This window comes from Pseudanabaena sp. SR411 (assembly GCF_002251945.1).
Taxonomy (GTDB): Bacteria; Cyanobacteriota; Cyanobacteriia; order Pseudanabaenales; family Pseudanabaenaceae; genus Pseudanabaena.
In genome coordinates, this window is record NZ_NDHW01000159.1 from 1 (window position 1) to 14,326 (window position 14,326).

The 14,326-nt window shown below is 41.5% G+C and carries 8 protein-coding genes; 3 read left to right on the forward strand and 5 right to left on the reverse strand.

What is annotated here, in order from left to right:
• Positions 1-116 precede the first annotated feature (116 nt).
• From B9G53_RS15890 to B9G53_RS15900, 3 genes are all read right to left on the reverse strand, one after another.
• Positions 117-1,193 (reverse strand): ATP/GTP-binding protein, encoded by a 1,077-nt coding sequence (locus B9G53_RS15890; protein WP_094533986.1) that lies wholly within the window; start codon positions 1,191-1,193, stop codon positions 117-119.
• Positions 1,194-1,340: 147 nt separating this feature from the next.
• On the reverse strand, positions 1,341-4,904 hold the full coding sequence (metH, locus tag B9G53_RS15895) for a methionine synthase (protein ID WP_094533988.1): 3,564 nt from the start codon (positions 4,902-4,904) through the stop codon (positions 1,341-1,343).
• Between the two features lie 255 nt (positions 4,905-5,159).
• Positions 5,160-5,864 (reverse strand): response regulator transcription factor, encoded by a 705-nt coding sequence (locus tag B9G53_RS15900; protein WP_094533990.1) that lies wholly within the window; start codon positions 5,862-5,864, stop codon positions 5,160-5,162.
• A gap of 594 nt (positions 5,865-6,458) precedes the next feature.
• Between B9G53_RS15900 and B9G53_RS15905 the strand changes: the two genes are divergently transcribed.
• From B9G53_RS15905 to B9G53_RS15915, 3 genes are all read left to right on the forward strand, one after another.
• Positions 6,459-7,196: a phycobilisome rod-core linker polypeptide gene (locus B9G53_RS15905; protein ID WP_094533992.1), complete on the forward strand. Its 738-nt coding sequence runs from the start codon at positions 6,459-6,461 to the stop codon at positions 7,194-7,196.
• A 273-nt stretch (positions 7,197-7,469) separates the two neighbouring features.
• Positions 7,470-10,109 (forward strand): PAS domain S-box protein, encoded by a 2,640-nt coding sequence (locus B9G53_RS15910; protein WP_094533994.1) that lies wholly within the window; start codon positions 7,470-7,472, stop codon positions 10,107-10,109.
• A 191-nt stretch (positions 10,110-10,300) separates the two neighbouring features.
• On the forward strand, positions 10,301-10,897 hold the full coding sequence (locus B9G53_RS15915; protein WP_094533996.1) for a Uma2 family endonuclease: 597 nt from the start codon (positions 10,301-10,303) through the stop codon (positions 10,895-10,897).
• Positions 10,898-10,944: 47 nt separating this feature from the next.
• Here B9G53_RS15915 and B9G53_RS15920 read toward each other — a convergent pair whose 3' ends face one another.
• Positions 10,945-12,573: a B12-binding domain-containing radical SAM protein gene (locus B9G53_RS15920; protein ID WP_094533998.1), complete on the reverse strand. Its 1,629-nt coding sequence runs from the start codon at positions 12,571-12,573 to the stop codon at positions 10,945-10,947.
• Between the two features lie 286 nt (positions 12,574-12,859).
• Positions 12,860-14,221: an AIM24 family protein gene (locus B9G53_RS15925; protein ID WP_094534000.1), complete on the reverse strand. Its 1,362-nt coding sequence runs from the start codon at positions 14,219-14,221 to the stop codon at positions 12,860-12,862.
• Positions 14,222-14,326: the final 105 nt, after the last annotated feature.

The following is a 14,326-nucleotide window of genomic DNA, read 5'->3' on the forward strand; positions in this document are numbered from 1 at the left end:
GACTTGAAACAGTATTTTCCATTTTGGCAACGTTCTGATACTTTACCCAAATGGGATATAACCATTGTTCCTAATTGATTGGTATCTTATTTCCTCGCAAGTCCCTAAAGCCATTTCTACCGTACCTCAATATTACGCTCAGCAGCGATCGCAATTTGTCGCTCTGTGAAAACGATACTTTTAGATTTATCTTTCTCAATTCGATGAATAGTAATCCCATCCTCGCTCGGATTTTCAGCATTAGCAATATCTGCTAAACTCTGCCAGCAATCATTGCTATGGGTAGTTGCAAAAATCTGTACATTAAGACGTTTTGCTGTTTCCCAAAGCATTTTCCACATATCAGACATCACTGTAAAGTGCAACCCTGTATCAATTTCATCCACCAACAAAACTCCATTTTTTGCATTTACAATCGCTAGAGCAAGTCCTAAAATTCGCCACATCCCATCGCCCATGCTGCCAATTGGTATGCGTTGATTTTCAGGTGTTTGGACAATAAAACTACCGCGTGTGCCTTTATATCCATTCTTGCCAATAAGAGGTGCAATTCGTTTTATTTGAGGCTCAATAATCTGTAAAGCTTGAATAACAAGCTCTTCTTCTGACGTAAGTACTATATCTTCAAATAAATCAAGCGCTTTTTCAGCAGTTAGTGATGATGAGTTTACAAACTGGATATTTGACTTGCTATGATTCAAATTATTGGTTGCAGATCGCAATATTTTGAGAGATAGCATTCCTGCTGAAGAAAGTTTAAATGGTGTTTCAACTTCCATTGAGCTTATTAGCCGTTTGACACATAAGAATAGTGATTCTTGATCTACTAGATCTGTATGTGTTTTTATATTTTTAATAGAAACGATTAGCTCTGCTTGATTGTCACCAAAACTTTTACCACTAATTGTAAATTTACTATCAATATCAATATGGTGGTTATAAAAAAGATGACGAACTACCAAATTTCTATCTTGATCTTCGTCACTTATAACATACTCACTTCTACCAGTAGTTATTTGTTCTAGTATTTCAAAATCGAAAGAAAATGGTGTATTAAGGAGTAATTGCAGTGCTTCTAAAATAGAAGTCTTGCCACTGTTGTTAGTGCCAACTATGAGATTTAACCTGCCAAGTTGTTGCATCTCAAAGAATGGGAAGCAGCGGAAATTTTCAATTTTGAGGGATTTCAACATAATTGGGTACTAGGCATATAAGTAATTACATGTAGGATGGGTTAGCGATCGCGTAACCCATCACCTTTAACTTTATAGATGCGTTACCTTACGCTAACGCATCCTACAAGTAATTAAGAGACTTCCTACTTATAACTTTTAATCTATTTAAGCACTAAAATACTTAGCAGTAGGATGATGCACAATTAATGCAGTGGTTGACTGTTCGGGATAGAGTTGCTCGCTTTCATCCATAACTAAATCTACACGCTTCGTATTGAGCAAATCTAAAAGCTTGTACTGATCCTGCATATTCGGACAGGCGGGATAGCCAAAACTGTAGCGAGAGCCATGATAGCGCTGAGCCAGAATATCGCGGATATTATCAGGTTCTTCTGCTCCAAAACCTAACTCATGACGAATGCGTGTATGTGTCCATTCAGCGATCGCTTCCGCCATCTGCACCGCTAAACCATGAAAATAGAGATAATCGGTGTATTGATTAGCCTTAAATAGCCCTTGTGCGAACTCCGTGGCTATATGTCCGACAGTAACTGCTTGCAAAGGCAGTACATCAATAATTCCTGAATCCTTGGGTGAGAAGAAATCGGCAATGCAGAGACGACGCAGTGACTTCTGACGTGGGAAGACAAAGAAATTGATCGGTTTTGCTGATTGAATATCATTGATATCTTGAGGATCGTAAACATAGACTGTATTTCCTTCAGCTAATACAGGGAAATAGCCATACACTGAAGTCGGCACTAGCAGCTTCTCATTGATGATCCGCGCTTTCCAAGTTTCTAAAATTGGATAAACAGTCTCTTGCAAAAATGCATCATATTCTTCACGGGATTGATCTTGAGGTTTACGGAATTGCCATTGACCTGCGATTAGGGCTTGCATATCCAGATTCCAGAATAGCTCCTCAAAGGGAATATTTTCAGCTTGGAGAATCTGGGTTCCCCAGAAGGGAGTTATGGGACGGGGAATATTAGTATCTACAGCTTCAGAGCGCTCAATGTCCAGATAGCGCTCAGCTAGGAAAGCTTCTTGTTTAGCTTTTTCCTCAGATGTACTGATTGCTGTATCGTTAGAGATCGCTAAGTCATCAACTACCAAATTCTCATCTAAAAAGCCTTGAGAGTCTTCCCATTTACCTTCAGCTTTGGCGGGCATGTATTTGTCCATAAAGTTGAGGTCAGAGAAAGCATCTTTGCCATAGATTACTTTGCCTTTATAGACATTCTGGCAATCAGTGTAGACAAACTTCGGGGTCAGCGCCGCACCACCAAGAATCACAGGCACAGTAATACCGCGATTATTAAATTCTTGCAGGTTATCTTTCATAAAAGCAGTGGATTTCACCAGCAAGCCACTCATGGCAATACAGTCTGCCTTGTGTTCTTCGTAGGCTTTGACAATATTCTCAACGGGTTGCTTGATGCCAATATTCACAACTTTGTAGCCATTATTGGAGAGAATGATATCGACAAGATTTTTGCCAATATCATGCACATCCCCTTTAACAGTGGCAATTAGGAATACTCCTTTATTGGAGTCTTCTGCTTTCTCCATAAATTTCTCTAGGAATGCAACGGCGGATTTCATGGTTTCGGCAGATTGCAATACAAAGGGAAGCTGCATCTGTCCTGAACCAAACAACTCACCGACTACTTTCATGCCATCAAGGAGATATTTGTTGATGATATCGAGAGGTTCATATTTCTTGAGGGCTTCAGTGAGCGCATCATCTAGACCAATGCGATCGCCATCGATAACATGGTTTTTGAGTTGCTCCTCAATGGGAGTATCAGCCTTATCGACCTTCACACGCTTTGCGGAAACACCTTCAAATAGCTTGGTAAACTCGCCGAGCGGATCATAGGTGCAAATATCACCATCAAACTGGCGTTGATCGTAGACCAATTGACGAGCTACTTCCATTTCTCGCTCAGGAATACGATTGAGCGGCACGATTTTACTAGCATTGACAATCGACGAGTCCATGCCTGCTTTCATTGCTTCATGCAAAAACACGGAGTTAAGCACCACACGCGAAGCAGGATTTAGACCAAAGGACACATTGGAAACACCCAGTAACACATGAGTTTCAGGCATTGCTTCCTTAATGCGTCGAATTGACTCAATCGTTGCCGCTGCATTCTGGCGATCCTCTTCAATCCCTGTGGAAATTGGTAAAGCGAGAGTATCAAAGAAAATCTCACTAGGGGGCATTCCCAACTCTTCCGTAGCTTGTTTGTATGCACGGGAAGCGATCGCAAATTTCTTGTCCGCAGTTCGTGCCATGCCCTCTTCATCGATTGTACCAATGACGATCCCTGCTCCATATTGCTTAGCAAGACTAACGACTTTACAGAAACGTTCCTCTCCATCCTCATAGTTTGTGGAGTTGAGAATACACTTACCACCTGCTACTTTCAGCCCTGCTTCCATCTTTTCCCATTCAGTGGAATCGAGCATTAGGGGCAACGTCACATTGGTGACTAGGCGCGATACCAGTTCATGCATATCCCGCACACCATCGCGACCCACATAGTCCACATTCACATCAAGAATATGTGCGCCTTCCTTGACCTGCGATCGCGCGATCGCCACTAGTCCATCCCAATCTTCCGCATTCAGCAAATCACGAGTTTTCTTAGAGCCACTCGCATTTAATCTCTCACCGACAATCAAGAAAGAATTATCTTGAATATAGGGTTGAGAACTATAAATGGAAGCTGCTGAAGGAACTACGAGAGGATGTCTTTGCTTTGGCTTCAGAGTTTTTGCTACATCCGCTAAAGCCTTAATGTGAGCGGGAGTCGTGCCACAACAACCACCGATTACCTGAATTCCTAAATCTTCGACAAAGTGTTGCAGATGTACTCGCAAATCATCGGGAGTAAGTCGATAAAAAGCATTGCCCCCGACATTCTCAGGTAATCCTGCATTCGGCACACAGGATACGACAAAGGGAGAATGCTCGCTCAAATAGCGCATATGCTCCTTCATCAAGTCGGGACCCGTGGCACAGTTCAGACCTAGCACATCAATGGGATAGGGTTCCAAAATCGTGACTACTGCCGAAATATCGGAGCCAACGAGCATTGTGCCAGTGGTTTCCATTGTCACCGATACCATTACAGGAATTCTTGGTTTCCCTTGCTTAGATATTTTTGCAAAAAATTCTTCGATCGCATTTAACGCAACTTTGATTTGGAGTACATCCTGACAAGTCTCAACTAGTAGTAAATCTGCACCGCCATCATACAAGCCTTCGATCTGCTCGATAAATGACTGCTTCATCGTATCGAAATCAATATGAAGCAAAGTTGGCAACTTGGTAGTTGGACCGATCGAGCCAGCTACAAAACGCGGTTTTTCAGGAGTGGAAAATTCGGCGGCGACGGATTTGGCTAATTCAGTTGCTTTTTTGCTGAGTTCATAGGCCCGATGCCCAAGGTCATACTCATTCAGGACAATCGATGTCCCGCCAAAGGTATCCGTCTCGATCACATCCGCCCCTGCGGCAAGGAAGTCTCGATGTACTTTGGCGACTGCTTCAGGTTTGGTCATCACTAGATACTCGTTGCAGCCCTCATACTCTGCGCCGCCAAAGTCTTCGGCGGTGAGGTTTTGCACCTGCAAGTTTGTACCCATCGCACCATCAAATACAATGACGGGGCGATCGCTGCTGTGAAGACGTTCCAGAAACAGACTGGTCATTTGATCTATACCCTAAGCTAACAAAGTGACTCTAGGAATTCATTCTAGCAATATCTCTATGTTTTTTACCTTTTCCCTAATCCTATTCATCGTCAGAATCATGGATTAAAAGGATTAAACAATTTCATAGCAATTTACAGCGTTGTACACCCAAATCCAAATCAATAAATTCCCTAAAATTGTTGTAAAGCAATGCCAATTAACAAAAGTGTAGCCACACTTTCGTTAATTAAAAAACAAACCCTTTTAGAAAATTTATTGTGGTTCGTTTGATCGGAAATTGCTGTAAATCCGATTGAGACGATAGCCCATACTGTGAACAGTCTCGATTAAATCTTCGTTAGCTCCTGCGGCTTTCAGCTTTTGGCGTAACCCACGAATATGAACCTTTACTGTATGTTCTTCTGGAGGTGATTCCAAAGACCAAACATGTTCGATCATTACGCTGCGGCTCAAAACTCGCCTACCATTGCGTAATAGCAATTCTAAAAGTGCATATTCCTTGGGTGTTAAATGGATAGGATTGATCCCATAGCCTACTTCACAAGTGCTTGGATTAAGATACAATTCACCCCACTCTAAAACTGGTGAGGCACTCAGACTGCCTCGACGTAGCAAAGCCCGAATCCGTGCAAACAGCTTTTGTAAATCGACGGGTTTAACAATATAGTCATCGGCTCCTACATCTAGCCCGTTAATTTCATCATTGATCGTATCGCAAGCGGTGAGCATGAGGATTGGTAAGCTGTAACCATGCGATCGCAAGCGATGACAAAGACTAATACCATCTAATTCTGGCAACATTAAATCCAGTAGCATCAAATCATATTCTAGAGACTGAGCTTGATACCACCCAGATTCGCCATCAGTGGCAATGTCAACAACGTAACGTGCATCGATTAGAGCTTCAGCCAAGGTTTCGGCAAGGCGAACATCATCTTCAACTAGAAGAATCCTCATAGCATAGGAAAACCTTGTTTTGGGAATTTATTTTTGGGGGAGACATGATTACTTATCCCCTGATTTTACAAAAGTTTGTCCCAAAATTCTATTGTCGTTAGGATTGGAGTTTAGATATACAGCTATCGCTAAGTCTATTACAGCGCTTTGTGTTTTCTCAAAACCCAAAAGATTTGAAGAAAGTGGTGCTAAGCACCACTTCCTTCATACAAAACCTCAGTTAGCTGTCGCCATTCTTGTTAGGACATAAAACCCAAATAGTGTGAGGCGGCGCTTCGCGCCGCCTCACACTATTTGGGTTTTGATTTGTCCTGATACAGGTGACTATAGCCGTATCATAAAATCGGACTAACTACTTCAAATATATATTACCGAAAATCAAGATTTGTTGCTTTCGATCATTCTTTCCGTTTTCTTTACAATTTCCTGATCAGTTTCCTTACTTTTGATATGGGACTATCTAGGCGGAGAGATATACCGAATCCAACTCCCGATGCTGCACTTAAAGCATCTCAGATCTAAAGACACCAAAAATTTTAATGAAATTTAAGTTATTTGTTCGGTCAATATAAACCACTTTTTAGGAGAATATTTGTGTCGCTTCCATTATTAGAGTACAAACCCTTATCTCAAAACCAGCGTGTTGCTGGTTTTGAAGTCGCAAGTGATGAGCAACCTCGGATTTATAGTGCCGACAGTTTGCTATCTGGCTTTGAGCTAGATCTTTTAATCAGGGCAGCTTATCGTCAAATCTGTAATGAGCAGCAGATGCTCGAAAATCATCGTCAACTGAATTTAGAATCTCAGCTACGATCAGGGCTAATTACAGTTAGAGGATTCATTCGCGGCTTGGTATTGTCTGATTCCTTCAGACGACTGACGTTTGACTGTAATAATAACTATCGCTTTGTCGAGATTTGCATCCAGCGAATTCTTGGTCGTAATGTCTATAGCGATCGCGAAAAGATTGCATGGTCGATTGTAATTGCAACTAAAGGACTCCAAGCTTTTGTTGATGAACTGTTAAATAGTGAAGAATATCTAAATAACTTTGGCGATAGCATTGTTCCCTATCAACGTCGGCGCATTTTGCCTCATCGCACTAGAGGCGAAGTCACCTTTGCTCACATAGCGCGTTATGGTGCTGATTATCGTGATCGCTTGCCCAAACAGGTCTTCACTGGCAATAAAGGTGCGGCAAAATTGGATTATGTGCGTTGGGAATGGCAAAAGAACCCACCTGCTATTGTTGGCAAGATTGGTGCAGGAATTACTATTGGCGGGGCTGTCTTTGTTTGCCTCCTAATATCCTTAGTCTTACTTGGATTATAGTTTCTGTAAAATCATCCCAAAACTCCAAATGGCGTAGCTATTTTGCATTTTTAAAACCCTTAAGAGTTCTGCAATTTAATAAAGAACGAGATTGTTGATGGCGCGGTGAAGCCGCGCCATCAACAATCGTTTAATTTATTTTCTAAAAAGGCTTTGGCTTTTAAATTTTTTTGTTTTTATTCTTGTTTGCGGCTTTTAGAATAGCCAATGTTAATATGAAAATCGCTCTAGTATATAGTGCTTATCGCTTTATACTTGTAGGAATAGTTGCTTATGACCAGTGTTTCTGCGATTGTTTTTTTTCTAATTCTCCTACTGCTATTGGTAAGTTCTTTCTTGGTAGTAAGAGAAAGAAACCGTTGTCGGCAGATAGAAAATTTATTGAGACAGCAAAGCAATCGCGAACGATTGGTCACACGGATAGCGCTACAAATTCGGCAATCCCTTGATCTGGAGCAAGTTCTAGCAACCACTGTAAAGGAAGTGCAGGAGTTCTTGCAAGCTGATCGCGTCTTAATCTATCGACTTTGGGACGATGGTACTGGTAGCGCTATTTATGAAACTGTTTTACCGCCCTATCCCAGTATTTTAGGTCAAGTATTTCCCGAAGAGGTTTTCCCAAAAAAATACCATCAAGCCTACTCCTTGGGGAAAGTTCGCTCCATTGTTAATGTTGAACAAGAAAATGTAGAATCTTGTCTGGCTGACTTCGTAAAACAGTTTGGTGTTCTCGCTAAATTAGTTGTACCAATTATTCAAGAAAATCGTGAAAGCGGCAATTTAGATACTTCTCAGACCTATTTATGGGGATTACTAATAGCTCATCAATGCAATCATCCTCGGCAATGGGAAGATTGGGAAGTGGAACTAATGAAGCAACTAGCAACCCAAGTTGCGATCGCGATTCAACAATCAGAACTTTGCAAACAACTTCAGCAACTTAATACACAACTAGAACAACGAGTCCAACAGCGCACTGCCGAACTCGCTAAGGCTAACGCTTCTCTGATGACAGAAATTTCTGAACGACAGCGTACTGAACTTGCACTACGTCACACTAATGAAACATTACAAGCTCTTGTCAGCGCTTCTCCTCGTGCAATTTTTATGCTGGATATAGAAGGGATAGTAAGGATCTGGAACCCTGCTGCTGAACAAATGTTTGGTTGGAAGGAAGATGAGGTGGTCGATTGTCTTAGTCCAATTCTATTAGATGATCAATTAGAAGATTGTACAACACTGCAAAATAGTGTGCTTCAGGGCAAAACATATACAAGAGTGGAAATGACTCGCCATAGAAAAGATGGCTCAGCGATCGACATCATCTTTTCGGCTGCTCCTCTAACTGATAACAATGGACATATTAATGGCATCGTTGCTGTGATCGCTGATATTACTGAGCAGAAACTTCAAGCTGAACAAGTCCGTTTACTACAATCGGTTGTGATCAATACAAATGACGCAATCATTATCACTGAAGCAGAACCCATTGACACTCCAGGACCTCGCATTATCTATGTAAACGAAGCGTTTACACGAATTACTGGCTATCAACCCCACGAAGTATTAGGTCAGACCCCACGAATTTTACAAGGTGCTAAGACCGATCAAGCAGAACTTCAGAAAGTCCGAAAAGCTCTATCCCTTTGGGAATCCGTTACGATTGAAGTGATCAACTATCGCAAAGACGGTTCAGAATTTTGGAATGAATTTAGTTTGGTTCCTGTAGCTGATGCTAAGGGCTTTTATACTCACTGGATTGCGGTGCAGCGCGATACAACAGAGCGCAAAAAAGTTGAACAAGCCATGCGACATAGTGAACAACGCTTCCGATCGCTAATTGAAAATGCTTTGGATGTCATTATGATTCTTGAGGTGAATGGCACAATTGGCTATGTTAGCCCATCGGTTGAAAAGGTCTTAGGATATGGTGTTGTCGAACTCTTGGGCGAAAACATAAAGGATTTTATCCATTTAGATGATTGGACAATCACTCGCGATCGCTTAACTAATCCAGCATCATCTGAATTGCAACGACCGATTGAGTTTCGGCATCGCCATCAAGATGGAACATGGCGGATTCTTGAAGCCATCAGTCAACCCTTTGTAGATAGTACCGACATTCTGCGGATGATGGTGAATGCTCGCGATATCACCGAACGCAAACGTCTTGATGAAATTCGACTTGCCTTAGAACGGGAAAAAGAACTCAGTGCTCTCAAAACGCGCTTTTTCTCTATGGCATCCCATGAGTTTCGTACCCCCCTAAGTACGGCTTTAGCGGCAGCACAGGTTCTTGAGAATTCCCAACATCAATGGGACAATACCGAAAAACGATTACGCAATTTACATCGTATTCAAGATTCTGTTAGAAATATGGTGCAGTTACTTGACGATATTTTGACAATCAATCGCGCTGAGACAGGCAAACTTGCATTTAATCCCAAATCTTTAGCATTAGAGGCATACTGTCGTCATTTTATTGAAGAGATGCAACTCAGTGCAGACAATCAACACCAACTTACTTTTACTTGTTACGGTAAATCACAGCATGTTTGTCTTGATGAAAAATTAATGCGATCGATGCTCTCTAACTTGCTTTCCAACGCTATTAAATATTCTCCACAGGGTGGCATTATCTCTCTTTCTCTAGAGTTCCAATTAGATAATCTCATAATCAAAGTTCAAGATCGCGGGATTGGCATTTTATCAGAAGATCAAAAGCAATTGTTTGAACCATTCCACCGAGGCAAAAATGTCAAAACCATCTCTGGTACTGGCTTAGGTTTAGTTGTTGTCAAAAAATGTGTGGATTTACATCAAGGAAATATTATCATCAATAGCGAAGTTGGAAAAAGAACAACCTGTATAATCACTATTCCCTTGAGAGATAGTGCGCTCTTTAGGAATTAGTTTGTTGTTCGGCTTACAACATTTTTGATTTAGTGCAGAAAAGATTATTCAGGTCTTCTAGAGAAAGGATTTATGTAAAATTATAGGTATCAGATAGTTTGTGCTGCCCGCATATTTGGCAGCACAAGCTTCTAGGTTTTACCATGCTCTGATTGCTATAATCACCTTATCGCTCCGATTAGGAAACCATTATGACTCCAGCGATCGACCCTTCTAGCCTCTTAGCCGATGCCCCAGAGGACAAACTCCTCTGGACAAGTGCTGACCTCCAACTACTACCCGAAAACGGCAACCGTTATGAAATTATCAATGGAGAACTTTACGTGACGAGAGCGCCTCACTGGAAACATCAAAAAACTTGCGGTAGACTCTTTACGGCTTTGGATACTTGGTCGATCGCTACGAAATTAGGTGAAACAGCTTTGGGTGCAGGTGTAATCTTTGGAAATAAGGATGATGTGATACCTGACGTGGTGTGGGTTAGCAAAGAAAAATATGAAGCTTTAATTGATGAGGCTGGACATTTACTGGGTGCACCTGACATTGCGATCGAGATCCTGTCAGCAGGAACAGAAAACGAAAGGCGCGATCGCGAGGTTAAGTTAAAGCTCTACTCATCACAGGGAGTATTGGAATATTGGATTGCTGATTGGCGAGAGAAGAAACTTCAAATCTATCGCCGTGAAAATGGAGTTCTCAAATTAGCGATGACCTTATTTGTGACTGACATGCTCACTTCCCCATTATTACCCGAGTTCGCTTGTCCCCTCTCCCAAATTTTTGCATAAAAAAGCGACGCAATGCGTCGCTTTTTTATTTACTTAGAGCGCGATCGCTACTTCACTTCTTGCAAATCTGGCTCTTTCTCCACTGGTTGAATCTTTGGTAAAACCTTGGGTTGAAGTACAGGTGGGTTGGCGAGATAATCAGCAAGTTGAGCTTCAATCTGTTCACGCACAATCGAGCGATATTCAAGGAAATGCTCACCCTGAGCGCAAACTGAGAGATAGCTGGTGACCACGTTTGGATAACGCTTCATCAAGTCAAAGAGATTAATCCAGAATTGGAAACGGGTTTTGCGAACGAAACCTTGTCTCCAGCAGAGAATGAGTAAAGCTTTGATAGCAGTCCAATCGGTTCTCTTCTTTTGATCAGTCTTCTCGCGCTTGATCCGCTTGTATGGCGATTCGCCAAGAATCAAGAAATGGCGATAGGTACGATTGAGAAAGACGAGGGGATCGTAAAGAGTCCAAAAAGCATGAACATATTCCGTCGCAATGTCTTCCAATGGACGAGTGGGCATGAAGTTCATCAAAGTGGCTTGATGCCCATTGCTATTCTGGGTAATCATCCGTCCTTCTTTATTTAGGCGATGCCACAGCCCAGTATCAGGCAAGGCTTGCAGCATACTGAAGAGAGCCGTAGGAACCGCAGTCAACTCTACAAATTGGACAATGCGATCGCCTGCTCCTTTTTTCTCGCCATCAAAGCCGATGATAAATCCTGCCATCACCCGAATTCCTGCTCTGGCGATATTAATCACTGATTCTGAAAGCGGATCACGATTGTTTTGGAACTTCTTAGTGAGAGCAAGGCTATCGGTATCAGGAGTTTCAATTCCAAGGAATACTGAACCAAAATTACATTCCACCATCATCTGCATCATTTCAGGATCTTGGGCAAGATCGACTGATGCTTCCGTGGCAAAGGAGAAGGGATAATTGCGCTCTTTCATCCAAGGCTTTAGCTCTTGCAGCATTACCTTAACGTTACGCTTGTTGCCGATGAAGTTATCATCGACCATGAAAATACTGCGTCTCCAGCCGAGATCGTAGAGACATTGCAATTCTGCGAGAATCTGAGCAGGAGTCTTGGTGCGTGGCTTACGTCCGTAGAGAACGATGATGTCGCAAAATTCGCATTGGAAGGGGCAACCACGGGAGAATTGCACCGACATTTCGGCGTAGCGGTTCATCTCTAGAAGATCAAAGCGCGGGATGGGCGTATCGGTAACCGCAGGTTTTTCGCCATTGGATCTGAGAATGCCTGTGCGATCGCCTCTTTCAATAGCCTCGACAAACATCGGCAACGTAATTTCGCCTTCATCAAGGATTAAGAAATCTGCCCCCGAAACTTTCGCTTCTTCAGGTAAAGCGGTCGGATAAGGGCCACCAACAGCAACTAATTTACCGCGTTTTTTCGCCTCTTGGATCTGCGCTAGAAAGTCATTTTTCTGCACAATCATTGCTGAGAGAATCACCACTTCCGCCCATTCCCATTCGGCTTCGGTGATATCGCGCACATTGCGATCGACTAATTTAAATTCCCAAGTTTGCGGCAAGATCGCGGCAACTGTGACCATGCCAAGGGGCGGAAGCTGAGCCTTATAACCAACTAATTCTAGTGTTTTCTCAAACGACCAAAAGCTTTTTGGAAATAACGGATAGACGAGTAAAACACGCATTGTTTGTAGTTGGGGCTTATTTTTGATTGATTATGAACTGCACCTATTATAAAGGGTGATGCAATGGGTAGTCTTTATACTCATGAAAAATCAGCAATTCTCGGTATGAAAAAACAATTTTTGGGTTGTCATCACCTTCGACGCTGACAACCCAAAAATTGTTTTTTTGAAAGCACCGCGATACTGATGCATTAAGACAAATCAAAACCAGAAGCGAGTTGCGGCGCAAAGCGCCGCAACTCGCTTCTGGTTTTGTGTCCTAACAAGAATGGCAACAACTATAATTCTAAAAACCAAAAAACTTGCCGACGATGCTGGTGAAGTTACCAATAAACTGGAAATTCTTTTCTAGTGGGGTAAGTTCTTTCTTAGGAGCAACAGCTTGGCGCAAAAATACACCTTTTCCAGAAAATTGATTATCAATTAATGAGACTTTATTACGAAAATATGGCCAAAATGTCTCTGTACGGATAGTTGAATAGCCCAGTCGGGTATCAAATCCTATCAATAAATGACTCTCAACACTTGTCTTTGATGGCGATGTTTCCATTACATATATCCCCCCACTCCCTTCTAAATACAGCTTTCCTGTGCCATGAAAAATAATGTACCGATGCTGTCCTGTCATCCAACTATGAAAACTCCATATCCATCGAGTCTTTAACTGAATATCTCCAGATATCCCAGTAATACAAGCAGGATGCATCACAAGTCCTGGATGTTGTTGCAACTGTACTTCAGTAATGTAGTTACTTGCTATTTTGGGAGATAAAACAACCGTTCCATCTTCAACTGTACTTTTAGTTGTAAATTCTGTTAGCTCAACTAATCCCGATGCATAACTGATAAATGGAGCAGACCATTTCCAAAATAATTTAGTTCGCTTAGTCAGATTACGATCATATTGATTCATGGAATCCATTCTCATATATAAAGGATTAAACAGATCAACCCTTATACTGACCGTCTTTTCTGCATTTTTATAAAAAATATTTCCATCAGTTATGGGATCAGTTAATTGAATGGGAGGAAACTTTTCTGCACAATAGGCAATCCCAAAAAAGCACCAAGCTTTCCACAATGGAGAAGCCAATAAAACAAGAAGAATAGTGCAAAAAAAATATATCCAGTTCTCTTGAAAATTTATAACTAATAGTTTCCATACTCGATCCAACCGTTGTTCTGATTCTTCAAGTTGGAAGAGCTTTTGGCTCAACTGTTCCTTAAGATTTCCTAATTGCTGCTCGCGTTCGAGATATTCTTTTTCTAGGCGTTGGTATACTGCTTTTTCTTTTTTTAATAATTCGCAAGCAGTCTCTTTTTGCAATCTTATATCGAAACGATAAAATTCATACCAAGGGATATCTATATTACATTCTGCTTCAATTCTGAGGTCAATATCCTTATTCAAAAGGTTGATTTTTGACTTAAACTGCGGATTTGTATTGATCTCAAGTTGCTTGATATCTCTGTTTATCCTATTAATAACTTCCTGCATATCTTTTCCAGAAAGTTGACTCCAGAGATCTTGCCCAATCGGTTTAAGGATGGTAGTCGCTGCAAATAGAACTGTTAGTACAGCAATAAGTAAAGCGATGCTTATGGCTTTATTTGCCAGCCATAAAACAATGGCAAATATTAGTTTCATAAAATATTATGCCCTGAGCCGACAATCACGTATGTAATTAGTATAGAGAGATTTTGAAAGCGTGGCTTTGCGACGCTTTCAAAATCTCTCTATTAATTGCCCAGT

What these genes read in the sequence shown, in the direction of transcription:
- B9G53_RS15890 (WP_094533986.1), bottom strand. Translation starts at nt 1,193, where the DNA reads ATGTTGAAATCCCTCAAAATTGAAAATTTCCGCTGCTTCCCATTCTTT.
- B9G53_RS15900 (WP_094533990.1), bottom strand. Translation starts at nt 5,864, where the DNA reads ATGAGGATTCTTCTAGTTGAAGATGATGTTCGCCTTGCCGAAACCTTG.
- B9G53_RS15915 (WP_094533996.1), top strand. Translation starts at nt 10,301, where the DNA reads ATGACTCCAGCGATCGACCCTTCTAGCCTCTTAGCCGATGCCCCAGAG.
- metH (WP_094533988.1), bottom strand. Translation starts at nt 4,904, where the DNA reads ATGACCAGTCTGTTTCTGGAACGTCTTCACAGCAGCGATCGCCCCGTC.
- B9G53_RS15910 (WP_094533994.1), top strand. Translation starts at nt 7,470, where the DNA reads ATGACCAGTGTTTCTGCGATTGTTTTTTTTCTAATTCTCCTACTGCTA.
- B9G53_RS15925 (WP_094534000.1), bottom strand. Translation starts at nt 14,221, where the DNA reads ATGAAACTAATATTTGCCATTGTTTTATGGCTGGCAAATAAAGCCATA.
- B9G53_RS15920 (WP_094533998.1), bottom strand. Translation starts at nt 12,573, where the DNA reads ATGCGTGTTTTACTCGTCTATCCGTTATTTCCAAAAAGCTTTTGGTCG.